This is a genomic window from Streptomyces sp. DvalAA-14, assembly GCF_900091855.1.
Lineage (GTDB): Bacteria > Actinomycetota > Actinomycetes > Streptomycetales > Streptomycetaceae > Actinacidiphila.
Window position 1 is genome coordinate 1 of the sequence record NZ_FMCH01000486.1, and the last position, 26,316, is coordinate 26,316.

29 protein-coding genes and 2 pseudogenes are annotated in these 26,316 nt (G+C 73.3%); 23 read left to right on the top strand and 8 right to left on the bottom strand.

Going from position 1 to position 26,316, the window contains the following annotated elements; genetic code table 11:
* Both GA0115240_RS25645 and GA0115240_RS25650 read right to left on the bottom strand, forming a co-directional pair.
* Positions 1 to 524 (bottom strand): annotated as a pseudogene (locus GA0115240_RS25645) (glycogen debranching enzyme); the annotation flags it as partial.
* A 9-nt stretch (positions 525 to 533) separates the two neighbouring features.
* Positions 534 to 911, bottom strand: coding sequence for a YkvA family protein (locus GA0115240_RS25650; protein WP_093740112.1), 378 nt, complete (start codon positions 909 to 911; stop codon positions 534 to 536).
* Positions 912 to 1,032: 121 nt separating this feature from the next.
* On the opposite strand from GA0115240_RS25650, the gene GA0115240_RS25655 reads away from it, so the two are divergent.
* The gene (locus GA0115240_RS25655; RefSeq protein ID WP_161302443.1) at positions 1,033 to 1,308 is read left to right on the top strand and encodes a WhiB family transcriptional regulator; all 276 of its coding nucleotides are present in this window, start codon (positions 1,033 to 1,035) and stop codon (positions 1,306 to 1,308) included.
* Between the two features lie 37 nt (positions 1,309 to 1,345).
* On the opposite strand, the gene GA0115240_RS25660 is transcribed toward GA0115240_RS25655, so the two are convergent.
* The 3 genes from GA0115240_RS25660 to GA0115240_RS25670 all read right to left on the bottom strand — a co-directional run bounded on the left by GA0115240_RS25660 (position 1,346) and on the right by GA0115240_RS25670 (position 3,226).
* Positions 1,346 to 1,537 carry a hypothetical protein gene (locus GA0115240_RS25660; protein ID WP_093740116.1) on the bottom strand — a complete coding sequence of 64 codons (192 nt, stop codon included), beginning with the start codon at positions 1,535 to 1,537 and terminating at the stop codon, positions 1,346 to 1,348.
* Between the two features lie 206 nt (positions 1,538 to 1,743).
* Positions 1,744 to 2,841, bottom strand: coding sequence for a carboxylate-amine ligase (locus tag GA0115240_RS25665; protein WP_093740118.1), 1,098 nt, complete (start codon positions 2,839 to 2,841; stop codon positions 1,744 to 1,746).
* A 46-nt stretch (positions 2,842 to 2,887) separates the two neighbouring features.
* Positions 2,888 to 3,226 carry an STAS domain-containing protein gene (locus tag GA0115240_RS25670; protein ID WP_093740120.1) on the bottom strand — a complete coding sequence of 113 codons (339 nt, stop codon included), beginning with the start codon at positions 3,224 to 3,226 and terminating at the stop codon, positions 2,888 to 2,890.
* A gap of 128 nt (positions 3,227 to 3,354) precedes the next feature.
* Here GA0115240_RS25670 and GA0115240_RS25675 point away from each other — a divergent pair, with 128 nt between their 5' ends.
* The 7 genes from GA0115240_RS25675 (at position 3,355) to GA0115240_RS25705 (ending at position 10,017) form a co-directional block, all read left to right on the top strand.
* The gene (locus GA0115240_RS25675) at positions 3,355 to 3,819 is read left to right on the top strand and encodes an ATP-binding protein (RefSeq protein ID WP_237555203.1); all 465 of its coding nucleotides are present in this window, start codon (positions 3,355 to 3,357) and stop codon (positions 3,817 to 3,819) included.
* A 113-nt stretch (positions 3,820 to 3,932) separates the two neighbouring features.
* A complete protein-coding gene (locus GA0115240_RS25680; protein ID WP_093740124.1) occupies positions 3,933 to 4,790 on the top strand; it encodes an STAS domain-containing protein in 858 nt (285 codons plus the stop codon).
* Positions 4,787 to 5,164 carry an STAS domain-containing protein gene (locus tag GA0115240_RS25685; RefSeq protein ID WP_093740126.1) on the top strand — a complete coding sequence of 126 codons (378 nt, stop codon included), beginning with the start codon at positions 4,787 to 4,789 and terminating at the stop codon, positions 5,162 to 5,164. Before GA0115240_RS25680 ends, GA0115240_RS25685 begins: the two co-directional genes overlap by 4 nt.
* Complete coding sequence (locus tag GA0115240_RS25690) at positions 5,161 to 5,589, top strand: anti-sigma regulatory factor (RefSeq protein ID WP_370673374.1); 429 nt, start codon at positions 5,161 to 5,163, stop codon at positions 5,587 to 5,589. Before GA0115240_RS25685 ends, GA0115240_RS25690 begins: the two co-directional genes overlap by 4 nt.
* Positions 5,586 to 6,626 carry an ATP-binding SpoIIE family protein phosphatase gene (locus GA0115240_RS25695; RefSeq protein WP_093740162.1) on the top strand — a complete coding sequence of 347 codons (1,041 nt, stop codon included), beginning with the start codon at positions 5,586 to 5,588 and terminating at the stop codon, positions 6,624 to 6,626. The genes GA0115240_RS25690 and GA0115240_RS25695 overlap by 4 nt, the downstream gene beginning before the upstream one ends.
* Positions 6,623 to 8,425 carry an ATP-binding response regulator gene (locus GA0115240_RS25700; RefSeq protein ID WP_093740128.1) on the top strand — a complete coding sequence of 601 codons (1,803 nt, stop codon included), beginning with the start codon at positions 6,623 to 6,625 and terminating at the stop codon, positions 8,423 to 8,425. Before GA0115240_RS25695 ends, GA0115240_RS25700 begins: the two co-directional genes overlap by 4 nt.
* The gene (locus GA0115240_RS25705; RefSeq protein ID WP_093740130.1) at positions 8,422 to 10,017 is read left to right on the top strand and encodes a fused response regulator/phosphatase; all 1,596 of its coding nucleotides are present in this window, start codon (positions 8,422 to 8,424) and stop codon (positions 10,015 to 10,017) included. Before GA0115240_RS25700 ends, GA0115240_RS25705 begins: the two co-directional genes overlap by 4 nt.
* Here GA0115240_RS25705 and GA0115240_RS25710 read toward each other — a convergent pair.
* Together GA0115240_RS25710 and GA0115240_RS25715 are read right to left on the bottom strand one after the other, a co-directional pair.
* A complete protein-coding gene (locus GA0115240_RS25710; RefSeq protein WP_093740132.1) occupies positions 9,986 to 10,294 on the bottom strand; it encodes an STAS domain-containing protein in 309 nt (102 codons plus the stop codon). The genes GA0115240_RS25705 and GA0115240_RS25710 overlap by 32 nt on opposite strands.
* Positions 10,291 to 14,436, bottom strand: coding sequence for a SpoIIE family protein phosphatase (locus tag GA0115240_RS25715; protein ID WP_093740134.1), 4,146 nt, complete (start codon positions 14,434 to 14,436; stop codon positions 10,291 to 10,293). The genes GA0115240_RS25710 and GA0115240_RS25715 overlap by 4 nt, the downstream gene beginning before the upstream one ends.
* A 189-nt stretch (positions 14,437 to 14,625) precedes the next feature.
* On the opposite strand from GA0115240_RS25715, the gene GA0115240_RS25720 reads away from it, so the two are divergent.
* From GA0115240_RS25720 to GA0115240_RS25735, 4 genes are all read left to right on the top strand, one after another.
* Complete coding sequence (locus GA0115240_RS25720; RefSeq protein WP_093740136.1) at positions 14,626 to 14,988, top strand: STAS domain-containing protein; 363 nt, start codon at positions 14,626 to 14,628, stop codon at positions 14,986 to 14,988.
* A gap of 103 nt (positions 14,989 to 15,091) precedes the next feature.
* A complete protein-coding gene (locus GA0115240_RS25725; protein ID WP_093740164.1) occupies positions 15,092 to 15,439 on the top strand; it encodes an STAS domain-containing protein in 348 nt (115 codons plus the stop codon).
* Positions 15,440 to 15,475: 36 nt separating this feature from the next.
* Positions 15,476 to 15,889: an ATP-binding protein gene (locus GA0115240_RS25730; protein WP_093740138.1), complete on the top strand. Its 414-nt coding sequence runs from the start codon at positions 15,476 to 15,478 to the stop codon at positions 15,887 to 15,889.
* A gap of 353 nt (positions 15,890 to 16,242) precedes the next feature.
* Positions 16,243 to 16,653: an ATP-binding protein gene (locus GA0115240_RS25735; protein ID WP_176725170.1), complete on the top strand. Its 411-nt coding sequence runs from the start codon at positions 16,243 to 16,245 to the stop codon at positions 16,651 to 16,653.
* A gap of 121 nt (positions 16,654 to 16,774) precedes the next feature.
* Here the strand turns inward: GA0115240_RS25735 and GA0115240_RS25740 are convergent, their stop codons facing one another.
* Positions 16,775 to 17,641, bottom strand: coding sequence for an aldo/keto reductase (locus GA0115240_RS25740; RefSeq protein WP_093740142.1), 867 nt, complete (start codon positions 17,639 to 17,641; stop codon positions 16,775 to 16,777).
* A gap of 130 nt (positions 17,642 to 17,771) precedes the next feature.
* Here GA0115240_RS25740 and GA0115240_RS25745 point away from each other — a divergent pair, with 130 nt between their 5' ends.
* The 11 genes and pseudogenes from GA0115240_RS25745 to GA0115240_RS37695 all read left to right on the top strand — a co-directional run.
* Positions 17,772 to 18,743 (top strand): aldo/keto reductase, encoded by a 972-nt coding sequence (locus GA0115240_RS25745; protein WP_093740144.1) that lies wholly within the window; start codon positions 17,772 to 17,774, stop codon positions 18,741 to 18,743.
* Positions 18,744 to 18,858: 115 nt separating this feature from the next.
* A complete protein-coding gene (locus tag GA0115240_RS25750) occupies positions 18,859 to 19,047 on the top strand; it encodes a DUF4236 domain-containing protein (RefSeq protein WP_093740146.1) in 189 nt (62 codons plus the stop codon).
* Positions 19,048 to 19,206: 159 nt separating this feature from the next.
* On the top strand, positions 19,207 to 20,859 hold the full coding sequence (locus GA0115240_RS25755) for a PP2C family protein-serine/threonine phosphatase (protein WP_093740166.1): 1,653 nt from the start codon (positions 19,207 to 19,209) through the stop codon (positions 20,857 to 20,859).
* Positions 20,860 to 21,023: 164 nt separating this feature from the next.
* On the top strand, positions 21,024 to 21,458 hold the full coding sequence (locus GA0115240_RS25760; RefSeq protein WP_093740148.1) for an STAS domain-containing protein: 435 nt from the start codon (positions 21,024 to 21,026) through the stop codon (positions 21,456 to 21,458).
* Positions 21,459 to 21,542: 84 nt separating this feature from the next.
* Positions 21,543 to 22,406 (top strand): DUF1206 domain-containing protein, encoded by an 864-nt coding sequence (locus tag GA0115240_RS25765; RefSeq protein WP_093740150.1) that lies wholly within the window; start codon positions 21,543 to 21,545, stop codon positions 22,404 to 22,406.
* Between the two features lie 56 nt (positions 22,407 to 22,462).
* The gene (locus GA0115240_RS25770) at positions 22,463 to 22,774 is read left to right on the top strand and encodes a GlsB/YeaQ/YmgE family stress response membrane protein (RefSeq protein ID WP_093740152.1); all 312 of its coding nucleotides are present in this window, start codon (positions 22,463 to 22,465) and stop codon (positions 22,772 to 22,774) included.
* A gap of 154 nt (positions 22,775 to 22,928) precedes the next feature.
* Positions 22,929 to 24,371, top strand: a complete 1,443-nt coding sequence (gndA, locus tag GA0115240_RS25775) for an NADP-dependent phosphogluconate dehydrogenase (protein WP_093740154.1) — start codon at positions 22,929 to 22,931, stop codon at positions 24,369 to 24,371.
* A 76-nt stretch (positions 24,372 to 24,447) separates the two neighbouring features.
* Positions 24,448 to 24,804, top strand: a complete 357-nt coding sequence (locus GA0115240_RS25780) for a PRC-barrel domain-containing protein (RefSeq protein ID WP_093740156.1) — start codon at positions 24,448 to 24,450, stop codon at positions 24,802 to 24,804.
* 178 nt (positions 24,805 to 24,982) lie between these two features.
* Positions 24,983 to 25,147: a hypothetical protein gene (locus GA0115240_RS37235; RefSeq protein ID WP_176725171.1), complete on the top strand. Its 165-nt coding sequence runs from the start codon at positions 24,983 to 24,985 to the stop codon at positions 25,145 to 25,147.
* 15 nt (positions 25,148 to 25,162) lie between these two features.
* Positions 25,163 to 25,975, top strand: a complete 813-nt coding sequence (locus tag GA0115240_RS25785) for a DedA family protein (protein ID WP_237555204.1) — start codon at positions 25,163 to 25,165, stop codon at positions 25,973 to 25,975.
* A 96-nt stretch (positions 25,976 to 26,071) separates the two neighbouring features.
* Positions 26,072 to 26,316 (top strand): annotated as a pseudogene (locus GA0115240_RS37695) (hypothetical protein); the annotation flags it as partial.

Genomic DNA, 26,316 nt, shown 5'->3' on the forward strand with positions numbered 1-26,316 from the left:
AACTTCTCCGGCAACCCCGGATGCCGCTGCGTCAACCCCCGCACATGCGCCTCGTACATCACCGTCTCGTGGTAGGCCCGCTTCGGCGGGTGGTCGTCCTCCCAGTCGAAGGCCGGGTCCACCACCACGCCGAGCAGGGTGTGCGCCGAGTCGTCGGAGGCGCTGGGCCGGTCGGGGTCGTCCGGCCGGTAGCCGAGCAGCGACGGGTCGCCGTCGGCCTGGCCGTCGACGGCCTTGGCGTACGGGTCCAGCAGCAGCTTCGCCGGATTGCACCGGTGCCCCCGCCCCGGATCGTACGGACCGTGCACCCGGAACCCGTACCGCTGACCCGGACCCACCCCCGGCAGATACGCGTGCCGGATGAATCCGTCGACCTCGGTGAGCTCCACCCGCTGCTCGCGCCCGGCGTCGTCGATCAGGGCGAGTTCCACCTTCTCGGCGACCTCCGAGAAGAGCGCGAAATTCGTTCCCGCGCCGTCGTACGTGGCACCGAGGGGAAACGGATGACCGGTCCATTTCTGCATTCTGCGACCCTAGCCGCGGTAGCCGCGTTCCCATTCCACATACCGGCCCGACTCGCGGATGATTCCGGTCAGGAACCACAGCGCCACCGCGCCGTCGTCGGTCCAGCCCAGCACCGGGATGAAATCGGGGATCGCGTCCACCGGCGAGACTATGTAGACCAGCACGAGCGCGCCGAAGAGCAGCAGCTTGCCCCGGGACAGCCCCGGGTAACGGCCGCGCAGCACCGAGAAGATCAGCCGCGGGGTGGCGAACAGCCGGCGCAGCAGTCCGGGGGCGCCCGGGCGGCGCGTCTCGCGGTACAGACCCCAGGCGGAGCGGCCGGTGCGTACCCGGGCCGGCACCCCGGCCGCCTTGATGTCCTGTGTCTTGCGCACGGTCTCCACCATCCTTCGTCGTTCCTCGACCGATCCTTGCGTTGACCGGGCGCCTGAGCGGGCAGGCGCAACGGTACGGCGCCGACACCGCGCCTCGTACATCCGTCATCCACCGATGAAAGGCGGTGCCCTCGTGAGCTGGCAACAGAAGGCTGCCTGCCGTACCGAAGACCCCGAACTCTTCTTCCCCGTGGGCCAGTCCGGCCCGGCCCAGCTGCAGGCGCGGCGCGCCAAGGAGATCTGCGCGCGGTGCCCGGTCAGGGAGTCGTGCCTGAGCGACGCTCTCGACGCGGGTGACACCAGCGGGGTGTGGGGCGGGACCACCGAGGAGGAGCGCCGGGCCATCAGGCGCCGCACCGGCCGCCGCCGTACCTCCGCGAGCGGCCCGAGCGGGCACGGCGGGAGATGACGCCGGGCGGCCGGACGGTCCGGCGCCCGCACCGGCTTCACCTGCGGTGCGGGCGCCGGTTGCTGTCCAGCGCCGCGATACCGTTGGCGGCCGGGCCGACTGGGATCAGCCACTCGATCCAGTCCGCGCCCTTGGTGCTCCGCACGTCGAACCCGGCGGCGACGGCGGATCCGATCAGCGCGGCCACGGTGCCGATGATGACGGCGCTCACGACTCCGGAGATCTCCATGGCGTCCTCTTCTTCTTTTGTCGGCGTCTTCTGTCGGCGCCCGGCACTTCCTCATGACGGCTCATGACGGCTCATGACGGCCCGAGACGGCCTACGACGGCTCAGGACGCGGCCGGTGACGGCCCGTCGGACCTGTCAGCGGACGTGTGCCCGCTGCGGGCCCGAACACGCGCCGCGGGCCGCCCCGGTGGCCGCGCCGACCTCGGTCACCGCTCGACGGCGACCGTCTGATCGGTGATCAGCCGGACGACACCCTTCACCCCGTCCCGGGCGAACGCCCGCGACTGCCGCTGCGCCGGGCCTCCTTCGGCCAGCAGCCGACGCACCAGCGGCAGCACCTGCCGGGTGTCGCCCGCCGCGTCCAGCGCCGGGGTGAGATGGTCCACCAGCCCCGACACCACCTCGCGGGCCGGCCGCGCCACCCCCTCGGTGCCGATGAGGGTGTCCGTCAACCCGTACCGCGCCGCATGCCAGTTGGCGACCTGCAGCAGCTCCTGCGGCATGCTCCGGTAGGGCACGGAGCCGGCGTGCTCACGCAGCGCGGTGACCACCAGCGCCCGTATCAGACCGGCGAACAGCACCGTCTCGTCGACCCGCAACTGCACGTCCAGCGCCCGGACTTCGAGCGTCGGGTAGCGGTCGGACAGGCGGGCCTGCCAGTAGACCTGGCCGCGGTCCAGCACTGTGCTCTCCACCAGGTCCCGGATCCGGGTCTCGTAGTCGGCGGCCCCGGCGAACACCGGGGGCGGTCCGCTCACCGGCCAGCGGTCGAAGACGATGGTGCGCCAGCTGGCGAAGCCGGTGTCCTTCTCGTGCCAGAGCGGGGAGTTGCCCGCCATCGCGACCAGTACCGGCAGCCAGGGCCGGATCCGGTTCAGCACCGCCACCCCGGTCGGCCGGTCCGGCACCGCCACATGGACGTGCATGCCGTTGATCAGCTGCTCGTCGGCCAGTTGGGCGGCCCGCTCCCGGGTGGCGCCCGCCCGGGGAGCGCCCGACACCGGTACCGGCTCGGCCGGCGCCATCGGCGGGGTCCCGCTGGCGGCGAGCACGCAGCCGGCCCGCTCGGCCGCGGCGCTCACCGCGTACCGCAGGCGCAGCAGATGCCCCGCCACCTCGTCCAGACGCAGACAGACCGGGGTGGCCACCTCGATCTGCGCCTGCAGCAACTCCTCCTGCACCTCGTGCCGGCCGGCGGCCGGTTCCAGTCCCGCCGCGGCCCGCACCGCGTCCACCCGGGGTGCGGGCAGACCGGTGTCCGGGTCGAGCAGGAAGTACTCCTCTTCCACGCCCAGCGTGATCATGCGCTGTCAGCTGCCCGGTGCCGGTGGCCTCAATCCGGCGCCGCGGTCACGATGCGGAGTCGGCCTTCTCCGCCTCGGCCACCGAGGGGTAGAGCGGGATGATCCGGTCGGCGCCGGTGATCTCCAGCAGCCGCAGCACCTGCGGCGGCGCGCCCGCCACCCGCAGGTCGGTCAGCTGCCGTACCCCGAGCAGGACGGACAGGAAACTGGAGTCGGCGAAGGTGACGCCGGTGGCGTCGAGCACGACCACGGGCCCTTCGGCCGCGGTCTCCAGTGCCTGCCGCAGCGGACCGAGGTTCTCGATGTCGAGATCACCGTGCGCCGCCACCACTCGCACCGGACGGGCGGACGAGCCGCTCTGAGAGGAATCACCATGCGTGGGCATGGCGGAAGTATGCACGAATGTTCGGTGCGCCCGGGGCCGGAGGAGAATCATGAAGTCGGGGGTGTGGAGCGCCACCGCTCGGGTAAACGCCCGATCGGTCGTGCACGACGACCGGACAGGGGCGCGACATGGACACAGGGATGGCGACCGACCGCAGCCGGCGCGGGTCGGCGGGTCAGGGCATCTGGGCCGGAGCTGCGTACGACGGCCAGACCGGGGCCATCGCCGAGGCACGCTCCTTCACCGCGGCCTTCCTGGCCCGCGCCCGGGACGAGCACGGCGCCGAGGTCCCCGCCCAGGCCGACGCGGACGCCCAGCTGGTGGTGAGCGAGCTGGTGACCAATGCCTTCAAGTACGCCCCCGGCCCCTGCGCGCTGAATCTGGAGATCCGCGGCCCGGTGCTGGAGCTCACCGTCTGGGACACCAACACCGCGCTGCCCATCGCCCGGGCGGCGGAACCGGGCCGGATCGGCCAGCACGGCCTGGAGATCGTCTTCGCGGTCGCCGACGGCTTCGACGTGCGCCGCGAGCCGGTCGGCAAGCGGATCACGGTGACCCTCGCGCTGGGTGCCATCGGTCCCTTCGACGTGTAGCGGCCGGCTCGCCGCCGACGGCAATCTTCGAACACCTGCCCCACCGTCCGGTGCGACCCGTGCCGTAGCCTCAGGGGCTGCAACGGGCCGCGATCACCACGGAGGGCTGCGACATGGCAGACGAGCACATACAGGCACAGGAGCTGGAAAGCCTGCTGGCCGGCCGGCGGGACGACTTGATCGCCCGCTGGGTGACGACCGTGACCAGGACGCTGGCCGGCCGGCTCACCGCGGCCGAGGTCCAGCGCGAGCTGACCGAGATCTACGACGCCATCACCGCGGCCGTCGCCCGCGGCGGGCTGTCCACCCGCGGCGAGCACTTCGCCGAGACCCGCGGCCTGCTCGCCGAACTCTCCCGCAACCGCGCGCGCCAGGGCTTCAGCCCCACCGAGACCGCCTACGGCGTCTTCGCCCTCAAGGAGGTCCTGGAGCCGGTCCTGACCGAGGACCCGGCCCAGGTGACCACGTATCTCCGGTTCTTCCGGGCCCTGGACGACCTCGGGCTGTACACGGTCGAGACGCACGCCAAGACCCGCGAGGAGATCATCGCCGCGCAGGCCGAGCAGCTGCTGGAGCTGTCCACCCCGGTGGTCAAGCTCTGGGACGGCGTGGTCGGCGTCCCGCTGGTCGGCACCCTGGACTCGGCGCGCACCCAGGTGGTGATGGAGAAGCTGCTGCAGTCGCTGATCGACCTCAACTCCACCCACGCGATCATCGACATCACCGGTGTGCCCGCGGTGGACACCCAGGTCGCCCAGCACCTGCTGAAGACCGTGGTGGCCGCCCGGATGATGGGCGCGGAGGTCACCATCTCCGGTATCCGCCCGCAGATCGCGCAGACCATCGTGGCCCTCGGCATCGAGTTCGGCGACATCGCCACCAAGGCCACCCTCGCCGACGCGCTGCGGCACGCCCTGACGCAGATCGACCGGCAGAAGGCCGCCGTGGCCCGGGCCGGAGGGCTGGTATGACCGACCGCGTGCCGATCCTGAAGATCGGCGACATCCTCCTGGTGTCCATCCAGATCGACCTGGAGGACCAGATGGTGCTCGACCTCCAGGAGGACCTGTCCGAGCGGATCGTCGGCACCGGCGCGCACGGCGTGGTGATCGACATCTCGGCGCTGGAGATCGTGGACTCCTTCGTCGGCCGGATGCTGGCCACCATCGCGGCGATCTCCCGGGTGCTCGGCGCCGAGACCGTCGTGGTCGGCATGCGCCCGGCGGTCGCCATGACCCTGGTCGAACTCGGGCTGTCGCTGGGCGGGGTCCGCACCGCGCTCAACTTGGAGGAAGGGCTCAACCAGCTCAGGATCGCCCAGGACAACCCACCGGTCCGGCCGTGAAGGCGGAGTCGGACCCGGCCGAGGAATCCTCGGTGCAGGAGCTCGCCATCGCCGAGAGCGGCGACGTGGTGAAGGCCCGGCAGGCGGTACGGGTGCTGGCCCAGGAAGCCAAGCTCTCGCTGGTGGACCAGACCAAGCTGGTCACCGCGGCCAGCGAACTGGCCCGCAACACGCTGTCCTACGGCGGCGGCGGCAGCATGCGCGGCGCTCTGGTGCGGCGCGGCCTCAAGATGGGCGTGCGGGTGCGGTTCCAGGACCAGGGGCCGGGCATACCCGACCTGGACCTGGCGCTCACCGACGGATGGTCGTCCGGCCGCGGCATGGGCCTGGGCCTGAGCGGCGCCCGCCGGCTGAGCGACGAGTTCGACCTGGACTCCGAGGTCGGCAAGGGCACCACGGTCACCGTCACCAAGTGGGCCCGATGACCACCGGAGCGGCCACCGAGGCGGGCGACGCGGTGTGGCTGCGGGTCGGCGAGGCGATGCCCGCCGCCGCCCGCCGCGAGGCCGCGCTGCTCGCCGACCGGATCGGCCTGGGCGCCGACCGGGCCGGCGACCTCGCGCTGGCCGTCACCGAAGCGGCCACCAACCTGCAGCGGCACAGCGACGACGGGGCACTGGTGCTGCGCATCGAGCGGCAGGGCCCGGCCGCCGCGGTGGAGTTCCTCGCCCTGGACAGCGGCCCCGGCATCGGCGACATCCGGGCCGCCCTCATCGACGGCAACTCCACGGCCGGCACCCTCGGTCTCGGCCTGGGCGCCATCAACCGGCTGGCCGACGTGTTCGCCATCCACTCGCAGCCCGGTCGCGGCACCGCGCTGCTGGCCCGCTTCTACCCGCGCGGCGCCGCGCCGCCGGACGCCCCGGGGGTCCACGTCGGCGGCCTGACCCGGCCGATCAACGGCGAGGAGCTGTGCGGCGACACCTGGGCGGCCCGCGAGGAGATCACCGCCGACGGCGTGGTCGACACGATCGTCATGATGTGCGACGGCCTCGGGCACGGGCCGCTGGCCGCCCGGGTCGCCGACACCGCGCGGCTGGCGTTCCGGGAGAGCCGCTCCGTCGAGCCGGCCCGGATCGTCCAGGACCTGCACGCCCGGCTCAAGGGCACGCGCGGCGCCGCCGTCGCCGTCGCGCGGGTGGACCGCACCCGGCGCCGGGTCCAGCTGTCCGGAGCGGGCAACATCAGCGGATTCGTGCTCGGCCCGCAGTCCCGGCAGACCCTGATGTCCATCCCCGGCATCGTCGGCCACAGCATCTCCCGGCTGCAGACCTTCGAGGCGGACCTGCCGACCGGCTCCGCGCTGGTGCTGCACTCCGACGGGCTCAGCAACCGCTGGGTCCCGGCGGACTTCCCCGGCCTGCTGGCCCACGGCCCGGTGCTGATCGCCGGCCAACTGCTGTGGCAGGCCGGCACCCGGGGGGACGACGCCGGGATCGTCGTGGTCAAGGCGGGGGCATGACGCCCGGCGGCCCGCTGGTGGTGATCACCTCGCCGCTGCGCGGCGAGCGCGAGGTGTTCGCGCTGCGCCGCGACGCGCAGGCCGCCTTCCGGCTGCTCGGCCTGCCGCGCGCCGAGACGGTACGCCTCACCACGGTACTCAGCGAGGTGGGCCGCTATCTGCACGGCGCCCCCGGCCTCACCGGCCGGGTCAGCCTGGTGGCCGCCGACCCGCCCCGGGTCGCGGTCCGCTTCGAATGGACCGGGGACGCGGTACCGGCCCCCGAGATCCTGCAGGCCGCCGAGCGGCTGCTCGACCAGTGCGAGTGGACCCCCGGTGAGCACCCGGTGCTGCTCCTCGGACAGCACCTCCCCCCAACTTCCGAGCCACCGGCGGAACTGGCCGCCCGGGCCCGAGACGAACTGGTCGGACTGAGCGGTGTCAGCATGAGCGAGGAGTTGCGCAACCAGAACCACGACCTGCTGGCGGCGCTCCAGCAGGCCCGCGCCCACCAGGAGGAACTCCAGCGGCTGAACACCGAACTGGAGGAGACCAACCAGGGCGTGGTGGCGCTGTACTCCGAGCTGTCCAAGGAGCTGGAGGCGACCAACACCGGCGTCGTCGCGCTCTACGCCGAGCTGGAGGACAAGACCCGCCAGCTCAGCCTGGTCAGCGAGTCCAAGACCCGGTTCTGGGCCAATGTCAGCCATGAGCTGCGCTCCCCGGTCAACGCGGTGATCGGGCTGACCCGGCTGCTGCTGGGGCCCGGCGCCGATCCGCTGACCGCCGAGCAGCGGCAGCAGATCGCCCTGATCGGAGCCTCGGGCAGCACGCTGCTCGCCCTGGTCGAGGAACTGCTGGACGTGGCCAAGGCCGAGTCCGGCCGGCTCGAACCCGAACTCGTCGACACCGACCTGCGCTCGCTGCTGCACCAGCTGCGCGGCACCCTGCGCAGCACCGCCCAGCCCGGCGTGACCCTCGTCATCCCCGACGACAGCCACCCGCAGCCGCTGGTCACCGACGAGGTGATGCTCACCCGGGTGCTGCGCAACGTGCTGTCCAACAGCCTGAAGTACACCGAGACGGGCGAGGTGCGGCTCGCGGTCGACTGCGAGGACCGCCGCGGCCGGCCCTGGTACGTCTTCACCGTCACCGACACCGGCGTCGGTATCCCCGAAGACCAGCAGGAGCGGGTCTTCGAGGAGTTCTACCAGGTGCGCGGCCCGCACCAGCGCGCGGCCGCCGGCACCGGCCTCGGCCTGCCGTACGCCCGCAAGCTGACCGAACTGCTCGGCGGGCGGCTGTCCTTGTCCAGCACCCCCGGCGAGGGCACCACCGTGGTCGTCGAACTGCCCGCCCAGACCCGCGTCCCGGCGCCCGGACCGGTCGCCGAGGGCGACGACGAGGACGGGCCCGCCGTCCCGGTGCTCGACTCGCTGGTGGTCGTCGACGACGATCCGGCGTTCCTGCGCACCCTGCGGCCCGTGCTGGCCCGGCTGGCGCACAACGTCACCGAAGTCGTGGTCAGCGCCGAAGCGCTGGCCGCGGTGCGCCGGCTGCGGCCGGACGCCGTACTGCTCGACTTGTCCATGGCCCCGCCCGACGGCTACCAGCTGCTGGAACACCTCGCGCGGGACCGGACGCTGGCGTCCGTCCCGGTGGTGGTGCTCACCGCCACCGACCACGAGGGCCTGGACCGGTCCCGGCTGACGCATGCCCGGGCCGTCCTGGGAAAGACGCACCTCACTTCCGGCCGGCTGGCAGGGGTGCTGCGCCGGCCGGCCGCCGGCCGACGCCCCGAGGACGAATCCCAGCCATGAACAGCTACGCGGCAGTCGACACCGAACCGGCCCTGATCCTGGTGGTGGACGACAACCCCACCAACCGCTACATCATCACCGCCTGCCTGCGCCGCGCCGGGCACGCGGTGCTGGAGGCGGCGGACGGCACCGGCGCGCTGGCCCTGCTGCACACCGCCGACCCGCTGCCGGACGCGGCGATCGTCGACGTCCGGCTGCCGGACATGACCGGCTTCGAGGTGTGCGAGCGGATCAAGGCGGATCCCGACACGGCCGCCGTACCCGTCATCCACATCTCCGCCTCCGCCATCACCGTCACCGACCGCACGCAGGGCCTGAACCGCGGCGCCGACGCGTATCTGACCGAGCCGATCGCGCCCGACGAGCTGCTGGCCACGGTCACCGCCACGCTGCGCTACGCGCGCGCCCGGCGCCGCGCCGAGACCCTCGCCGAACGCCTGGGCCGCCTCAACCGGGCCACCTTGGCGCTGTACGGCGCCGGCAACGCCGCCGCGCTGGCCCGCGGCACCGCGCTGGGCGCCGCCGGGATATTCGGCGCGGCCGCCCGGGTGGTGCTCACCTCGCCGCAGGGCCGGCTGGTGCAGGCGGTCGGCGCGGCCGGTGAGGCGGCCACCGTGACCGAACCGGCCGCGGCCGAGGTGCAGGCGCTGCTCCAGTCGCACCCGCTGGGCGGCGCCACCGGGGTCGGGGTGCACATGATGCCCGCCGCCGGGGACACACCGGCTCTCGCGGTGGCCATGGCCCGGGTCAAGGCGGGCCGGCCCCCGCTGTGCATCGCGGTGCCGGACCGCGGGCTGACCGCCGACGACCACGAGCTGCTCACCCAGCTCGCCCATGCCAGCGCGCTGTCGCTGGAGGCGCTGCGGTCGTACACCGAGGAGCACACCTTGGCGCTGACCTTGCAGCGCACCTTCCTGCCGGTGTCGCTGCCGTCCACCGAGCGGGCCGAACTGGCCGTGCGCTACCTGCCGGCCAGCGAGACCACCGAGATCGGCGGGGACTTCTACGAGGCCCTCACCGTCCGCGACGGCCTGATCGTCGCCGTCGGCGACGTGGCCGGGCACTCGCTGGACGCGGCGGTGGTGATGGGCGAACTCCGCCACGCGCTGCGCGCGTACGCCCTGGAGGGGCACCCCCCGCATGTCATCGCCGGCCACCTGGAGCACCTGCTGCACCGGCTGAACCCGCACGTGTGCGCCACGCTGTGCATCATGCTGATCGAGAGCGGCGACAGCGTGCAGATCGCCAACGCGGGCCACCTGCCGCCGGTGCTGCGGGCCCCCGACGGCCGGACCTGGTCCGTCCGCGAGCACGGGCCGATGCTCGGCCTGGGCCTGCCGCACCCGCCGGCCGTGCGGGTGGCCGCGCCGCCGGGCTCGCAGATCGTCATGGTCACCGACGGCCTGCTGGAGCGGCGCGGCACCGACATCGCCGACAGCCTCGCCGAACTGGAGGAGGCCGTGGCCAAGGGGCCCGCCGACGTGGAGGACATCTGCGACCACCTGCTGGCCCGCTTCCCGCCCGACGGCAACGACGACGTGGCGCTGCTCGCGGTCCGGCTCAGGCGGTCCGCCCCGGGATCTCCACCGTGACGATCTCGGTGAGCCCGGAGATGGTGAGCACCGGTTCCAGCAGCGCCCCGGCGATCAGGCTGATCCGCGGCGCGTGGTCGAAGAGCACCGCGAGACCCGCGCTGTCCAGGTAGTGGACGTCGGTCAGATCCACCCGCAACGTGCCGCCCGCCGGGATCGCCTCCGCCAGCGCCGACCGGAAGGTGTCGACGTTGCTCATGTCGATCTCGCCGAGCGCGGCCAGCACCGCGCCGCCGTCGGTGCCCCGGCGGGTGACGAAGCTGAGCAGGGAAGTCATGGTGCGATCCTCGTGTGGAAGTCGACGGTGGTGCCCTCCGGGCCCGGGGTGATCACGACCTGGTGCACCAGCGCCCGCATCAGCGCTATGCCGCGGCCGCGGTCCACCCCGGGCGTGACCCCCGGGGTACGCCAGCGGCCGTTGTCGGTCACCGTCAGCCGCAGCGTGTCGGCGGTCGTACTGGCCAGCAGCCGCACCCGGCCGCCCGGTCCGGCCCGGCGGCCGTGCTCCACCGCGTTGGCACAGGCCTCGCCGGCCGCGACCAGCACGTCCTGCGCCTGTCGCGGGTTGAGCCCGGCGTTGGCCAGCCAGCCGCGCAGCGCGCCCCGCACCGTGGACAGCTGACCGGACTCGGCCGGGAAGGCCAGCTCCAGCGGGCCCGGGTGCCGGTACACCAGCAGCGCCACGTCGTCGTCGTAACCGCCGGCCGGCGCCATCCGGGACAGCACCGCGGAGGCCAGTTCCTCCACCGCCACCGTCCGCCCCTCGCGGATGGCGGCGCCCGCCCGCGCGATGCCGTCGTCCAGTGGCAGCCGGCGCCGCTCGACCAGGCCGTCGGTGTAGAGCAGCAGGGTCGACCGCGGCGGCACCGTGCACCGCGCCTCGGGCCGCGGCTGCCCGGGGCGCACCGCCAGCGGCAGCGACCGGCCCTCCTCCAGCAGTTCGAGGTCGCCGTCGGCGCCGACCAGGATGCCCGGCGGATGCCCGGCGCTGCTGTACGTCAGCAGGCCGGTGTCGGGGTCGAGGATGCCGCAGAAGACGGTGGCGCAGTGGGCGCCGGGCACCAGCGCCGCGAACCGGTCCAGCGCGTCCAGCGCCATCGCCGGCCCCATCGACTGGATGAGCAGCGCCCGGCAGGCGCTGCGCAACTGCCCCATCACGGCCGCCGCGTGCAGGCCCCGGCCCACGCAGTCGCCCACCACGATCGCTATCCGGCCGTCCGGCAGCTCCACGCTGTCGTACCAGTCGCCGCCCACCTCCAGCGGCCGCCCGGCCGGCTCGTAGCGGGCCGCGAAACCGGCCGGCAGCCGGCCCGGGCCGAGGATGGCGCGCTGGAGCGCCACCGACGTCTCCCGCTGCTGGTCGAACAGGTGCGCCCGGTGCAGGGCCGGGCCCAGCGTGCCGCACAGCAACGCCAGCAGCGTCTGGTCCTCGGGCCCGAACGGGCGGTGCGGCGGCACCTCCAGCCACATCGTCAGCCGCCCGTCGGGGTGCTCCAAGGTGATGCCCGCGCCCTTGGTCTCGCCGTCGGTGGGCACCGCGGTGAGCGGCTGCCGGTCGCGCAGCGCCATCAGGGTGCCGCGCAGCGCCTCCGGCAGCTCCGCCCAGCCGGCCGTGGTACCGGTCAGCCGGGGCCGCCCGTCCGGGCCCCAGGTCACGGCGAGCGCGCGCGGCGAGCGCCACAGCGAACGGAACTCCTCCAGCGCCTCGTTCAGCGCGTCGCTGAGGCTGCCCACTCTCGCCAGCCGCAGGCTCAGCGCCGCCAGCGCCGCCTCCCGCTGCACCGCGAGCCGCTCGGCGCTGACATCGCGCAGCGTGCCGACGTACATCCGCCGACCGCTTTCCGGGTCCCGCACCGCGCTGTAGGCGACCGCCGCCCACAGCCGGCTCCCGTCGCGGTGCTCCACCGGCACCACGCAGTTGCCGCTCGGCCCGGTCAGCGCCCGGGTGAACGCCTCCGCGGTGCGCTCCCTGGCCTGCGGATCGGCCCCCGTCGGCCACCACGGGTGCGGCGGCGGATACGGCAGCGCCTCCGGTCCGTAGCCGAGGACTTCGGCGAAGGCGGTGTTGATCTCCACCACGGTGCCGTCCTCGTCGCACAGGAAGAAGCCCTCCTGGAGGGAGTCGATCAGCGCGCTGCGCCAGCGGGCGTGGTGGTTGCGCAGCCGGGCCAGCTGCACATTGGCCTGCACCCGCGCCATCAGCTCACCGGCCGTGAACGGCTTGACCAGGTAGTCGTCGGCGCCGGCCTCCAGGCCCTCCACGGACGCCTCCTGGCCGGCCCGCGCGGACAGCAGCAGCACGGGTACGCCCGCGGTGCGCGGGTCGGCGCGCAGCGCGGCCACCAGCTCCAGGCCGTCCATGCCGGGCATCATCACGTCGCTGACGATCAGGTCGGGCGGGTCCGCGCGGGCCGCGTCCAGCGCGGAACGGCCGTCGCCCACCGTGTCGACGGCGTACCGGGAGCGCAGCAGCCGCCGCAGGTAGTCGCGCATGTCGGCGTTGTCGTCGGCGACCAGCACCCGGGCCGGCGCCGGCCCGTCGGCGGCCGTCCCCGCCGGACCGGCCGGCTCCGGCGGCCGCCCCGGCTCGCCCAGGACCGGCTCGCCGAGGTCCGGCAGCCAGCGCAGCGCCTCCTGGACGAACGGCTCGGCGGCCGTCGAGACACCGGGGGACCCGGCGGGCAGGGCGGCCGGCGGCGCCACATTGGCCGCGGACAGGTGGGCGTGGCCGAAGGCCAGCGACACGGTGAAGGTGGTGCCGGCGCCCTCGGTGCTGTCGGCGGTGATGGTCCCGCCGTGCAGGTCGACCAGCTCGCGGACCAGTGCCAGACCGATACCGCTGCCCTCGTCGGAGCGCGCCCGGACACTGCGGACCCGGTGGAAGCGCTCGAACAGGCGCGGCATCTCCTCACCCGCCACCCCGATGCCGGTGTCGCTGACCCGCACCACGGCCCGGCCGTCCTCCTGCGCCACCGACACGCCGATGGTGCCGTCGAAGGTGAACTTCAGCGCGTTGCTCAGCAGGTTGAGCATCACCTTCTCCCACATCTGCCGGTCCAGATAGACCGGCTGCGGCAGTTCGGGGCAGCGCACGTCGAACTCCAGGCCGGCCTTCTCGACCGCGGAGCGGAAGACACCGGCCAGTTCGGCGGTCAGCAGCGAGAGGTTCACCGGCTCGTACCGGGCCTCCATCCGGCCCGCCTCGATCCGGGAGAAGTCCAGCAGCGCGTTGACCAGCCGGCCGAGCCGCAGGCCGTTGCGGTTGACGACCTCGAGCTCCTCGCGCACCGGGTCGCCGAGCTCGCCCGGCCGGTCCAGCAGTTCGCGGACCGGACCCATGATCAAGGTCAGCGGGGTGCGGAACTCATGGCTGATGTTGGAGAAGAACGCGGTCTTGGCCCGGTCGAGTTCGGCCAGCTCCTCGGCGCGGTGCTGCTGCACCTGGTACGCGACCGCGCCGTTGACCAGCGCGGCGGTCTGCTGGGCCACCAGGTTGAGGAAGGACAGATAGCTGTCGTCCAGCATCCGCCCGGCGCTGGCCCCCAGCACCATCACCCCGACGTCCCGCGCCCCGGTCTCGCCGGGCAGCGGCAGCACCACCGCCTGCCGGGGCGGCGCCTGCCAGCCGCCGCCCGCCGGCAGGTCGCCGAAGCGCTCCCGCACATCGGACAGCACCACCGGGCCGCCGCCGTCGAGCACCTCGGCCAGCGGCCAGCCGCCGCCCGCCCGCAGCGGCCGGGCGAAGGAACCGGAGGTGCTGGCGGCCGGCTCCGGCTCGTCGGCGCCGGCGCCGCGCAGATGCACCTCGGCGAACGGCACGTCCGCGCCGGCCCGGTCCAGCGCCGCGGCCACCAGCTCGCACGCCTCGGCGACGCTGCGGGCGTTGCCGGCCTGCGAGCCCAGGTCCCGCAAGGCCGCCAGCCGCCGCTCGCCGATGACGCGCTCGGTGGTGTCGCTGACCGCGGTGAACACCCCGCGGACCGTGCCGTCGTCGTCGTGCAGCGGGCTGTAGGAGTAGGTCCAGTAGGTCTCTTCGAGATAGCCGTGCCGCACCAGCGGCAGCAGCAGGTCCTCCGACCAGGTGGCCCGGCCGGTGTCCATCACCGAGCGCAGCATCGGACCGATGATGTGCCAGATCTCCCGCCACACCCGGTCGCCGGGCTTGGCGAGCGCGGGGTGGTTGGTGCCCAGCAGCGGCAGATAGGCGTCGTTGTAGAGGAACCTCAGCTCCGGTCCCCACCAGACGATCATCGGGAACCGCGAGGTCAGGCAGATCCGCAGGGCCGTGTGCAGGCTCACCGGCCAGCTGCCGGGCTCGCCCATCGGCGAATCCCCCCACGGGTATCCGCGCACCCGCGCGGCCATCTCGCCGTCGCCGGGGAACAGCAGCTCCACCGGGTCCTGCTCCCTGCCGTCCATCGTCCCGCCTTCACCTCGGGCAGCCCGCGGGCCGCCGTCGCGCCGCCCAGCCCCGAGCTGTCTTCCCGCTCCGTAGTATGGAGGACGCACCAACCGGCGACTTCAGGGTACGAGCATGATGTGCAGGCCGTGACCCCGTCCACCGGATCACGGCACATGTCCGCCGCTCGCAGACCTCGAGGAGCACCGGTGTCCGATCTGACCTTCACGGTGGAGGCCAGCCCCTCCGGCCAGTGCGTTCTCGACGTGACCGGAGACCTGGACCTGCACACCGCACACCGGCTGCAGCACACCCTGGACGGGCTGGCGTTCGCCGGCGGACTGGTCATCGACCTGTCCGGCGTCACCTACTGCGACTCCACCGGCCTGACCGCGCTCGTCGGGGCCTACCGCCGCACCCAGGCCGAGCACACCGGCTTCGCGCTGTGCGGCACCAGCCAGGAGTTGACGCGCATCTTCCAGATCGTGGGCATCGACCAGATCGTCGCGATGTACGACACTGCCGACCAGGCTTCGCAGGCTCTGCGCGACGCCGCCGGGCGGGCCCGGTAACCTCCCTGGAGCGTTCGCTCGCGTTCGCTTCCGTCCATGGCTGTCCCGCACGGCCGCCGATAGGTGTCCATGGCGGTCTCTTGCTGAACGAAAGGTGGAGCAGGTGTCGGAAACGGGGGAACTGATCACGGTGCTGGCCGACGGCGACGCGGTCGTCGTGCGGGTCACCGACGAGATCGACGCCGACTCGGCCCCGCTGCTCTCGCGGACGCTGGAGCAGGCCGTGCTGCGCTCGCCGGGGCGTACCGTGGTCGACCTGTCGGCGGTGCCGTTCGCCGACTCGTCGATTTTGCACGTGCTGCTGACCGCGCAGCGCCGGCACACCGACGCGGGCGGCCGGCTGATCGTGGCCGGTCCGTTCAGCGACATCGTGCGCCGGCTGTTCGAGGTCACCGGCACCGCCGAGCTCTTCACCATGGCGGACACCTTCGACCAGGCGCTGGAGGCGTGACCGGATGAGCCCGTACCGTCGGCCCGGTGAGCGGCCATGACGACGGTGGAACCCCCGTGTGACGCGGAGAACACCTTCCCGGCCAGTGCGGCCGCCGCCCGCGGGCGGGTCCGCACCCTGCTGGCCGGCCATCTCCCGCTGCCGGACGGCGAGCTGCCGCTGGCGGACCGGGTGGTGACCGATGTGCTGCTGGTCACCTCGGAGTTGGTCACCAACGCCATCCGGCACGGCGGCGGCGTGACCGGATTCACCGCCACCGTCGAGGACGGCTGCCTGTACCTCACCGTGAGCGACGCCAGCAGCGCCCGCCCGGTGCGTTCGGGGCCGGTGGACCACAACCGCCCCGGCGGCTACGGCTGGCCGCTGGTCTGCGCGGTGGCCGAGTACGTCACCGTCACCCCGCACGCCGGGGGCGGAAAGAGCGTCAGCGTGCGGGTGCGGCTCGGCTGACCGCGGGTTCCCCGACCGGCCGCGCTGCCGGGCCCGTTGACCCGCGCCCGCCCCGGCCGCCCCCCGGTTCCCACCGGCCCCGGCGGCGACGGAGAGAAATTCCGGTGCCGCCGTGCATGGCACCCGGGAGGCCGGGCAGGCGGAAGTCATCCCCCGCAAGGGACTCGCGGGGGACCAGGTCCGGCCGGTTGTCCGGCAAACGGCCGGACCTCGCCCGGCGGCGCCCACCCCCCCTGGCGCCCCCGGGCCGCGCCCGGCCACCGCTTTGCCCCCCCAGCACGGTGGCCGGGCGCCTGCCGTGTACCCGGACAGATCCGAAAGCCGATCCGAAGCCGATCCGAAGAGGAAGCGGGATGCCAGTGAAGGCCGTTGGCTGGGCGAAGTCGTTCCCCGTCTCCCAAGGGGTCAAGGCGGGCCGCGACTGGGCCCGTGAGCACGTCGCGATGCTCGGCTGGACCGAGCGCGCACCGGACACCGCGGACGACGTGGTGCTGGCGGTCTCCGAGCTGATCACCAACGCCCACGTCCACGCGCACAGCGACGCGCACGTGGTGCTGGTCTGGGACGGGCGCTGCCTGCGGGTCAGCGTCGGGGACTCCTCGGCGCAGCTGCCCGCCGCCCGGGAACCCGACCTGGAGCGCACCTCCGGGCGGGGCATGGCGCTGATCCAGGCGCTCGCCGACGACTGGGAGACCCACACCCGGCCGGACGGCAAGACGGTGACCGCGGCCTTCTCCTTCGAGCTGCCGGACTGCCCGGACTGACGCCCGCCCGGCCCCCGAGCGGCCTCGCCCGCCTCCCCGGACCGCCCGGAGTCCGCCCGCGCCGGGCGGACTCCGTCTGCGGCGGCCGTACGACGCCGCCCGGCCACCGGGCGGGGCGCTGTCAGACCGCGGCCGTCAGCTCGTCGAACTCCTCGTCGGTCAGCGACAGCCCGGCCGCCGCGATGTTGTCCTCGACGTGCGCGACCGAGGAGGTGCCGGGGATCGGCAGCATCACGGGGGAGCGGCGCAGCAGCCAGGCCAGCGCGAGCTGTGACGGCGAGGCGCCGTGCCGCTCGGCGAGGGCGTCCAGCGGACCGCCGGGCTTGGCCAGTTCGCCGGTCGCCAGCGGGAACCACGGGATGAAGGCGATGCCGCGGGCCTCGCTGTGGTCCAGCAGCGCCTCCGACGACCGGTCGGCGAGGTTGTAGCGGTTCTGCACCGAGGCGATCTCGGCGGTCTCCCGCGCCTGCTCCAGCTCTTCGACGGTCACCTCGGACAGCCCGATGTGACGTATCTTTCCTTCCTGCTGGAGCAGCTTCAGCTCGCCTATCTGCTCGGCCAGCGGGACCTTGGGGTCGATACGGTGCAGCTGGAACAGGCCGATCTGCTCCAGACCGAGGTGCCGCAGGCTCATCTCGGCCTGCTGCCGCAGGTACTCCGGCCGGCCCACCGGACGCCAGTCGCCGGGGCCGGAGCGGGTGAATCCGGCCTTGGTGGCGATCACCAGGTCGTCCGCGTACGGGTGCAGCGCCTTCTTGATCAACTGCTCCGCGACGATCGGACCGTAGGCGTCGGCGGTGTCGATGAAGTCCACGCCGAGCTCGACGGCCCGGCGCAGCACGCGTACCGCCTCCTCGGGATCCGCCGGGTCGCCCCAGACCCCGGGACCGGTCAGCTGCATCGAGCCGAAGCCGAGCCGGGTCACCGGAAGGTCTCCGCCCAGGGAGAACGTTCCGGACGCCTTGGCCTGCTGGGTGTGAGTGGTCACGTTCGCTTTGCTCCTCGTTCGTCTCCGTCTGCATGAGCCGATGGGGAAAGCCGGTGGACCCGCGGCTGTATTCCCGCGCGTTGATCACCACATAATGTGTCCGTCCGGCTCATGTGGAGGAGGCAGCGGCATGCAGTACACGCGACTGGGATCGACCGGCCTGGAGGTTTCAGCCCTCAGTCTGGGCTGCATGAGCTTCGGGGAGTCCGCCCGGGGCAACCACCGCTGGTCGCTCGACGAGGAGAGCAGCCGGGCGATCATCCGCCAGGCCCTCGAAGCCGGGGTGAACTTCTTCGACACCGCCAACGTCTACTCCGACGGCAGCAGCGAGGAGATCACCGGCCGGGCGCTGCGGGACTTCGCCGCCCGCGACGAAGTGATCATCGCCACAAAGGTGCACGGCCGGATGCGGCCGGGACCCAACGGCGGCGGCCTGTCCCGGCGGGCCATCATGAGTGAGATCGATCACAGTCTGCGGCGGCTCGGTGTCGACTACGTGGACCTGTACCAGATACACCGCTGGGACCCGAACACCCCGCTCGAAGAGACGCTGGAAGCACTGCACGACGTCGTGAAGTCCGGCAAGGCCCGCTACATCGGGGCCTCCTCGATGCACTCCTGGCAGTTCGCCAAGGCCCTCTACACCGCCGACCTGCACGGCTGGACGCGCTTCGCGTCGATGCAGAACCACTACAACCTCCTGTACCGCGAGGAGGAGCGCGAGATGCTGCCGCTGTGCGCCGACCAGGGCATCGGGGTCATCCCGTGGAGCCCGCTGGCACGCGGCCGGCTGACCCGGCCCTGGGACGCGGTCACCGCCCGGACCGAGACCGACGAGTTCGGCGCCAACCTCTACCACGAGGACGACCGGATCGTCGTCGAACGGGTGGCCGAGATCGCCGCCCAGCGCGGCATCCCCGCCGCCCAGGTCGCGCTGGCCTGGCTGCACGGCAACCCGGTGGTGACCGCCCCCATCGTGGGCGTCACCAAGCCGGCGCACCTGGCCGACGCGGTGGCCGCGCTCGACGTACAACTCGGGGCGGACGAGGTCGAACGGCTGGAGTCGGCCTACGCGCCGCACGCGGTGGCCGGCTTCCGCTGACCGGCCGTCAATTTCCGCTCCGAGCAGGGTGAAGCCGTATTCCGAGCAGGGTGAAGCCGTATGAAGACGCGGAGCCGGGGAAGACGGGTCGGCAGGCCCACCCAAGGAGACCGCCATGCCGATGACGTTCCGTAAGTCGTTCCACATCCTGCCGGGTGTGCGGATCAATGTGAACCGCAAGTCCTTGTCGCTGACGCTCGGCCGCAAGGGAGCGCACCGCACCTGGTCCACCACCGGCCGCCGCACCACCTCCGCCGACCTGCCGGGCCCCTTCGGCTACCGGCACACCGACCGCCGGGACTGAGCCGTGGGCCCCGCCGGGCGACCGGCGCGGCACCGCGCGCAGGAGCGGCAGGAAGCGGGGGATGAGCGGGGAACAGCTGGAAGAAGACGCAGCGGGGAGCGATCCGCCGACCGGTGACGAGGGGAGGGGACCCGCCCGCAGGGTCCTGTGAAGGTGGCGATGTACGCGAAGACAGGGACGAGTACGGCCGGTGACACCGCGCCGGACTCCAGGCTGCGGCGCATCCCCTTCCCCGTACTGCTCGTGGACGCGGACGGAGTGGTCCGCCAGGCCAACGCCGAGGCGGCCACGCTGCTCCCCCGCGCGCTGGCCGGCGCCGACCTGACCGAGGCGGCGCCGCCCTGGCTGGTCCGCGCCCACCGGCGGCTGACCGGAGGCGAGCGGGGACCGGGCACCGGACCCGCGGGCGGACCGGTCGGCGAACGCAGTTTCGAGGCGCACCCGTCGGCTCCCGACGACACCGGAGCGGTGGCCTGGTGGCTGGTGGACGACACCGAACACCGCGTGGCGGCCGACGCGTTGGCCGTGGAACGCGGGCACGCCGCGGTGCTGGCCGAGGCATCCGCCCTGCTGCACTCGGCGTTGGACCTGGAATGCTGCATGCAGGTGGCCGCCCGGCTGGCCGCCACCCACCTGGCCGACGCGGCCCTGGTGGTGGCCCCGAGCGCCGCCCGCCGACTGCCGTTCGCCTCCTGTGTGCGCGGCGCCGAGCCGGTCAGCCGGAAGGCGCCGGGCGACCCGGCGCAAGTGCCGGGCCTGGCCGAGGCACTGCGCTGCTTCCCGCCGGTGGCCGCCCGCCGGATCGACCCGGCCGCCGCCCCCGACTGGGTGGTGCCGGACGGATTCGGCCCGGTCGGCTCGATGGTGATCAGCCCGCTGCCGGGCCAGGGCGGGCCGGCCGGCGCGCTGATCCTGCTGCACCGGGCCGCGAACGCCGCGTCCGACGGCACCGAGGAGACCTTCACCCGGCTCTTCGCCGGCCGGGCCGGAGCGGCGATGTCGGCCGCCCGGCTGCACACCGAGCAGACCTCCATCACCGAGACCTTGATGCGCGAGCTGATGCCGCCGCCGATGGGCCACGTCGGCGGGGTGGACTTCGCCGCCCGCTACGCCGCCGCGCGGCCCGGCGAGCGGGTCGGCGGCGACTTCTACGACCTGCACGCCGGCGTGGGACCGGGCGCCGAATCCCTGGTGGTGCTCGGCGACGTATGCGGCAAGGGGCTGGAGGCGGCGGTGCTCACCGGGAAGATCCGCAACACCCTGCACGCGCTGCTGCCGCTGGCCGGCGACCACCAACTGGTGCTCAGCCTGCTCAACGGCGCCCTGCTGACCGCCCGGCACACCCGCTTCGCCACCCTGCTGCTGGCCTCGACCTCCCGGCACGGCCCCGATGTACGGCTGCGGCTGACCAGCGCCGGACACCCGGCGCCGCTGGTCGTGCGGGCCGACGGCCGGGTGGAGCCGGTACCGACGCGCGGCACCCTGGTCGGGGCGCTGCCGACGGTGGCGGCCAGGACCGAGACGGTCACCCTGGCGCCGGGGGACACCTGTGTGCTGTTCACCGACGGGATCACCGAGGCCAAGGGCGGCCCGGACGGCCGCGCGTTCTTCGGCGAGGCCCGGCTGGCCCGGGCCCTGGCCGCATGCGCGGGAGCGCCACCCGACGCGGTGGTGGAACGCCTGATGACGCTCGCCTCCCAATGGGTGGGCGACGGACGGCACGACGACATGGCAGCGGTGGCGATCACCGCTCCGCGCGGAACCCACCTCAGTGCGGTGGGAGGACACGGACCGGGCAGGTTCACCGGATGACCAGCAGGCGAGCCGTCACGGCGACGACGACAGCGAACCCGGGCGGCCCCGCCCCGCACGACGGCGGCGCCGACCCCGCGACGCACCCCGCGACCCCGACGGCGCCTCGGACCGCGCCGCGCACCGCGACCCGCACACCCCACACCCCAGACCGAGAGGCCGGCATGACGACCCACCCCGCAGACCAGCTGGCCCTCACCACCGTCGCGGTGGATCCCTACACCCTGCGCACCGCGATCGTCGGCGACCTCGACTACGACAGCGCGGCGGAACTGCTGGAAGAGGTCGAGGCCGGTCTGGCCGCCCACCCCGGCACCCGCGATCTGCGGCTGGACTGCGGCCGGCTCGGCGACTGCGACTCCATGGGCATTTCGGTGCTGCTGACGGTCCATCGGCGGACCGCCGCCGCCGGCGTCCGGCTGCACCTGGACGAGCGGCCGCCCGTCCTGGAGCGGCTGCTGGACCTGACCGGCATCGCGGAATTCCTCACCGCCGACCCGGCGGCGGCCGACGCGGACGCCGCCGAGCCGCCCGCCGAACAGGGCGCCGCTACCGAACGGCAGGACCGCCGGCCCTCCGCGGGCCCGCCCAACGGCTGACAGCCGGCGTGAACCGGCGATAGCCGGGCACACGCCCCTCGCGGGCGCCAACAGGCCCCGGCCGGAACAGGGGAGGCAGGCGCGATGTCGTCGCACGTACAGGCAAAGGGACGACGGGCGGCCGGCGCGGCGCGGCGGCGCACGCCGCGCGAGGTACTGACCTCGGCCGGCCGGGCGGGATTCGTCGCCAGAGGGGTCATCTACGTACTGATCGGCATCCTGGCGATCCGGATCGCCTTCGGCCTCGGGGGACAACAGGCCGACCGGCAGGGCGCCTTGCAGTCGATCGCCGGCCAGCCGTTCGGCACCGCGATGCTGTGGATCCTGGCCGCCGGCTTCGCCTGCATGACGCTGTGGCGCGCCGCGCAGGCCGCCATCGGCACCGACGAGCCCGGCGAGGGCGGCAGCGGCCGGTCGGCGGGCGCCCGTCCCGGCAAGCGGCTGATGAACGCCGGCCGGGCCGCGTTCTACGCCTCGGTCTGCTGGGGCACCGCCTCCTTCGCCGCCGGTTCCGGCGGCTCCAGCAGCAGCAACCAGAAGTCCAAGGACTGGACCCGCTCCGCCCTCGACCTGCCGGCCGGCCGCTGGCTGGTGGGCGTGGCCGGCTGCGGGCTCGTGGTGGCCGGCGCGATGATCGCGTTCCGGGCCGCCCGCCGCAAATTCCTCAAGAAGATGACGACGGTCGGCATGGGCCGGCGGAGCCGCCAACTGGTGGTCGCCTCCGGGATGGGCGGCGGCATCGCCCGTGGCGCCGTCTTCGCGGGCGCCGGGGTGTTCGTTCTGGTCGCGGCGATCCGCTACGACCCCGGCCAGGCCAAGGGTGTCGACGAGACGCTGCGCAGCTTCGCGCACACCGCGGCCGGGCCCTGGCTGCTGGTGGTCGTGGCCCTCGGCCTGGTGCTGTTCGGTGTCTTCTCCTTCGCCTCGGCCCGCTGGCGCCGGCTCTGACGCCCCGGGGGCGGGAGGCGCGGCGTAGCCGGGTGGGCTCGGGGTAGAGAGCCGCCATGGGAATCGTGAGCTGGATCATCCTCGGCCTGCTGGCCGGAGGCATTGCGAAGATTCTGCTGCCCGGCCGTGACCCGGGCGGCGTATTCGGCACCCTGCTGTTCGGCGTCGCGGGAGCGTTCGTCGGCGGCTGGCTGTCGGCCAAATTCCTGAACCGGCCGGTACGGCACGAGTTCTTCGACGGCCGTACCTGGCTGTCGGCGATAGCCGGCGCGCTGGTGCTGCTCATCATCTACCGCATCCTGTTCGGCAACTCACGGGACTCGCGGCGCTCACGGGGCCCGCGGCGCTCACGGGAGTCCCGCCGTTGACCCGGGCCGCACCGACCCGGGCGGCGCCGACCCGGGCCGCACCGGGCTGCCCGTCGCCGAACCGCCCCGCCCCCCGATCGGCCGTCGTGAACGCGCCGGGGCGGCGGGGCGGCGAGAGACTGACCACCGGAGCCGAAGCATCCAGGAGCAGCAGATGACTGAGAAGGCCGACATCGGCGTCACCGGGCTGGCCGTGATGGGCAGCAATCTGGCCCGGAACTTCGCCCGCCACGGCTTCACCGTGGCTCTGCACAACCGCACCAAGGCCAAGACCGACGCCCTGATGGAGCAGCACGGCAACGAGGGCGACTTCGTCCCCACCACGACCGCCGAGGAGTTCGTCGCGGCCCTGGAGCGGCCCCGCCGCCTGCTGATCATGGTGAAGGCCGGCGACCCCACGGACGCGGTGATCGCCGAGTTCGCACCGCTGCTCGAACCGGGCGACGTCATCATCGACGGCGGCAACGCCCACTTCCAGGACACCCGGCGCCGCGAGCGCGAACTGCGCGAGCAGGGCATCCACTTCGTCGGCACCGGTGTCTCGGGCGGCGAGGAGGGCGCGCTCAACGGCCCGTCCATCATGCCCGGCGGCTCCGCCGAGTCCTACACCTCGCTCGGCCCGATGCTGGAGCAGATCGCCGCCAAGGCCAAGGACGGCAAGCCCTGCACCACCCACATCGGCCCGGACGGCGCCGGCCACTTCGTCAAGATGGTGCACAACGGCATCGAGTACGCCGACATGCAGCTCATCGCCGAGGCCTACCACCTGCTGCGGGCGGTGGCCGGCTACAGCCCGGCGCAGGCCGCGGAGATCTTCCGGACCTGGAACGAGGGCCGGCTGGACTCGTATCTGATCGAGATCACCGCCGAGGTGCTGGCGCACACCGACCCCGTCACCGGCAAGCCGTTCGTGGACGTCGTCCAGGACCAGGCCGAGCAGAAGGGCACCGGGCGCTGGACCGTGCAGGTGGCCCTCGACCTGGGCGTGCCCGTCTCCGGCATCGCCGAGGCGGTGTTCGCCCGCTCGCTGTCCGGCCACTCCGAACTGCGCGCCGCCTCCCGGGACCTGCCGGGGCCGCGCGGCACCGCCCTGGACGACAAGGCGGCGTCCGCGTTCGCCGACCGGGTGGAGCAGGCGCTGTACGCGTCGAAGATCGTCTCGTACACCCAGGGCTTCCACATGCTCCAGTCGGGCAGCGACGAGTACGGCTGGGACATCGACCTCGGCGCCATCGCCGCCATCTGGCGCGGCGGCTGCATCATCCGGGCGGCCTTCCTGGACCGGATCACCGCCGCCTACGCGAGCCGCCCGGACCTGCCCAGCCTGCTGTCCGACCAGCGGTTCGCCGAGGAGATCGGCGCCGCCCAGGAGGACTGGCGGACCGTGGTCGCGGCGGCCGTCGAACACGGCGTGCCGGTACCGGGCTTCTCGGCGTCGCTCGCCTACTACGACGCGCTGCGCGCGGAGCGGCTGCCCGCCGCCCTGACCCAGGCCCAGCGGGACTTCTTCGGCGCCCACACCTATCAGCGCGACGACCGCGACGGCACCTTCCACACCTTGTGGGGCGGCGATCGCAGTGAGATCAAGGCAGGTTGAGACGCGTAGCGCTTTCCGGCCGGGGCAGGCGACATTCGAACGGGACACCGACCCAGCCACGGCAGGAGGACAGGCCATGATCGAGCCCGCTGATCTCCGCGAGTGGCGCGACCACGATGTGGTGGACGAAGAAGGCCACAAGATCGGTGTCCTGGAGGCGGTCTATGTGGACACCGTCACGGACCAGCCCTCGATGGGGACGGTCCGGATCGGTCTGCCCACTCGGCACCGGCTGATATTCGTACCGGTCGCCGAGGTGATCGCCGGACCGGGCTACCTGCGCGTGCCGTACGGCCGAGCGCTGGTGAAGTCGGCCCCTTCGATCGGAACGGACGATGTCCTCCCGGTCGAGGACGAGGAGGCGATCTTCCGGCACTACGGCCTGCCGTACAAGCCCGGGGCGGACGGAGCACGGCAACTCGCCCGCCGCTGAGAGCGGGGCGCCGCGGGGGAGACCCCGCGGCGCCCGGCCACCTCGGCGGCGCCGCTGGCCCGACCGCGACGCCCGCCACGACCCGCACGACCCCGACAACCACCCCTCGTTCGCCGACCAGCTCGACACCACCCGCACCACCGACGGAGCCGAACCGGCCCGGAAAGGAGACTGGACCATGAGCCTGTTCCTGTTTCTGATCATCGCCGCGATCGTGCTCGGCCTGATCGGCGTGGCGGTCGGCGGTCTGGGCTATCTGCTCGTCATCGGCATCGTGCTGTTCGCCGCGGACCTCGGCTACGGCTTCTGGCGGCTGCGCCGCAAGCCGCGCGTGGTCCGCTAGGACGCCCGGGCGCCTATGCACACGATCACCGACTGGCTGTCGCGAACGACCGGCGGCGCGGTCTATGCCGTCATCTTCGCGCTGGTCTTCTGCGAGGACGCCCTCTTCTTCGGCTTCGTGCTGCCCGGCGAGACCGCCGCGGTGCTCGGCGGAGTGCTGGCCGGCCAGCACAAGGTCTCCGTCTACTGGATGGCGGTCCTCGTCGTCCTGGCCGCGGTCGGCGGCGACTCGGTGGGCTACGAGGTCGGCCGCCGCTTCGGCCCGCGCATCCTGGACACCAGAGCGCTGCGCGGCCGCCGCTCGCACATCGACCGGGCCCAGGACCTGATCCGCAGGCGCGGCCCGACGGCCGTCTTCCTCGGCCGCTTCATCGCCTTCTTCCGGGCCCTGATCCCGTCGCTGGCCGGCATCAGCCGGATGCCCTACCGGGTCTTCCTGCTCTACAACGCCCTCGGCGGACTGGTCTGGGGCGTCGGCTTCGTGCTGCTCGGCTACTTCGCGGGGGACGCCTACCAGCGGGTCGAGCGCACCGCGGGCACCGCGGTGGCGGCCATCGTCGCCGCGGTCGTGGTCGCCGCCCTCGTCGTCTGGGAAGTACGCCGCCGCCGGCGCGGCCACGAGGACGGCAAGGACGGCGGCGGCCCGAACGGCGGCGGCCCGAACGCCGGCGACGGCAACGGCAACGACGGCGACCGGCACGACTCCGACTCCGACGACGCCGACTCCGACGACGGTGCCTCCCATGACGCCGACTCCGACGACGGTGCCTCCCATGACGCCGACTCCGACGACGGGGACGGCGGCCGCGGCGGCGACTCGCACCGCTGAGCGATCCGTCCTCCGTCAGCACGGCGAATGTGCGGATACAGCAACAATTGTGACGCCTGAGGTTCGAAGCACCGGCCCGCTGAGCAACCGAAAGGTATGCGACCTACGCCGGAGCACCTCACCACGACACCGTCATCCGTACCCACCGCTCTCGTACGCCGCCGCCGCGCGATCCCCTTTGCCGCGGCGGTGGTGACCGTAGTGGCCCTCACCGCGGCCGGCTGCGGCACCGACCACACCGGCACCACCTCATCCGGTACACCGGCCGCGTCCGGTGCCCCGTCCGCTGTGGCGTCCAGCCCGCCCGCTGCGACGGCCGGTTCCAGTTCGGCTCCCGCCGC

Coding starts and splice junctions, on each gene's coding strand:
- GA0115240_RS25650 (WP_093740112.1), bottom strand. CDS start 911: ATGGTGGAGACCGTGCGCAAGACACAGGACATCAAGGCGGCCGGGGTG.
- GA0115240_RS25660 (WP_093740116.1), bottom strand. CDS start 1,537: ATGGAGATCTCCGGAGTCGTGAGCGCCGTCATCATCGGCACCGTGGCC.
- GA0115240_RS25665 (WP_093740118.1), bottom strand. CDS start 2,841: ATGATCACGCTGGGCGTGGAAGAGGAGTACTTCCTGCTCGACCCGGAC.
- GA0115240_RS25670 (WP_093740120.1), bottom strand. CDS start 3,226: ATGCCCACGCATGGTGATTCCTCTCAGAGCGGCTCGTCCGCCCGTCCG.
- GA0115240_RS25675 (WP_237555203.1), top strand. CDS start 3,355: ATGGACACAGGGATGGCGACCGACCGCAGCCGGCGCGGGTCGGCGGGT.
- GA0115240_RS25680 (WP_093740124.1), top strand. CDS start 3,933: ATGGCAGACGAGCACATACAGGCACAGGAGCTGGAAAGCCTGCTGGCC.
- GA0115240_RS25685 (WP_093740126.1), top strand. CDS start 4,787: ATGACCGACCGCGTGCCGATCCTGAAGATCGGCGACATCCTCCTGGTG.
- GA0115240_RS25695 (WP_093740162.1), top strand. CDS start 5,586: ATGACCACCGGAGCGGCCACCGAGGCGGGCGACGCGGTGTGGCTGCGG.
- GA0115240_RS25700 (WP_093740128.1), top strand. CDS start 6,623: ATGACGCCCGGCGGCCCGCTGGTGGTGATCACCTCGCCGCTGCGCGGC.
- GA0115240_RS25705 (WP_093740130.1), top strand. CDS start 8,422: ATGAACAGCTACGCGGCAGTCGACACCGAACCGGCCCTGATCCTGGTG.
- GA0115240_RS25710 (WP_093740132.1), bottom strand. CDS start 10,294: ATGACTTCCCTGCTCAGCTTCGTCACCCGCCGGGGCACCGACGGCGGC.
- GA0115240_RS25715 (WP_093740134.1), bottom strand. CDS start 14,436: ATGGACGGCAGGGAGCAGGACCCGGTGGAGCTGCTGTTCCCCGGCGAC.
- GA0115240_RS25730 (WP_093740138.1), top strand. CDS start 15,476: ATGACGACGGTGGAACCCCCGTGTGACGCGGAGAACACCTTCCCGGCC.
- GA0115240_RS25735 (WP_176725170.1), top strand. CDS start 16,243: ATGCCAGTGAAGGCCGTTGGCTGGGCGAAGTCGTTCCCCGTCTCCCAA.
- GA0115240_RS25745 (WP_093740144.1), top strand. CDS start 17,772: ATGCAGTACACGCGACTGGGATCGACCGGCCTGGAGGTTTCAGCCCTC.
- GA0115240_RS25750 (WP_093740146.1), top strand. CDS start 18,859: ATGCCGATGACGTTCCGTAAGTCGTTCCACATCCTGCCGGGTGTGCGG.
- GA0115240_RS25755 (WP_093740166.1), top strand. CDS start 19,207: ATGTACGCGAAGACAGGGACGAGTACGGCCGGTGACACCGCGCCGGAC.
- GA0115240_RS25760 (WP_093740148.1), top strand. CDS start 21,024: ATGACGACCCACCCCGCAGACCAGCTGGCCCTCACCACCGTCGCGGTG.
- GA0115240_RS25765 (WP_093740150.1), top strand. CDS start 21,543: ATGTCGTCGCACGTACAGGCAAAGGGACGACGGGCGGCCGGCGCGGCG.
- GA0115240_RS25770 (WP_093740152.1), top strand. CDS start 22,463: ATGGGAATCGTGAGCTGGATCATCCTCGGCCTGCTGGCCGGAGGCATT.
- gndA (WP_093740154.1), top strand. CDS start 22,929: ATGACTGAGAAGGCCGACATCGGCGTCACCGGGCTGGCCGTGATGGGC.
- GA0115240_RS25780 (WP_093740156.1), top strand. CDS start 24,448: ATGATCGAGCCCGCTGATCTCCGCGAGTGGCGCGACCACGATGTGGTG.
- GA0115240_RS37235 (WP_176725171.1), top strand. CDS start 24,983: ATGAGCCTGTTCCTGTTTCTGATCATCGCCGCGATCGTGCTCGGCCTG.
- GA0115240_RS25785 (WP_237555204.1), top strand. CDS start 25,163: ATGCACACGATCACCGACTGGCTGTCGCGAACGACCGGCGGCGCGGTC.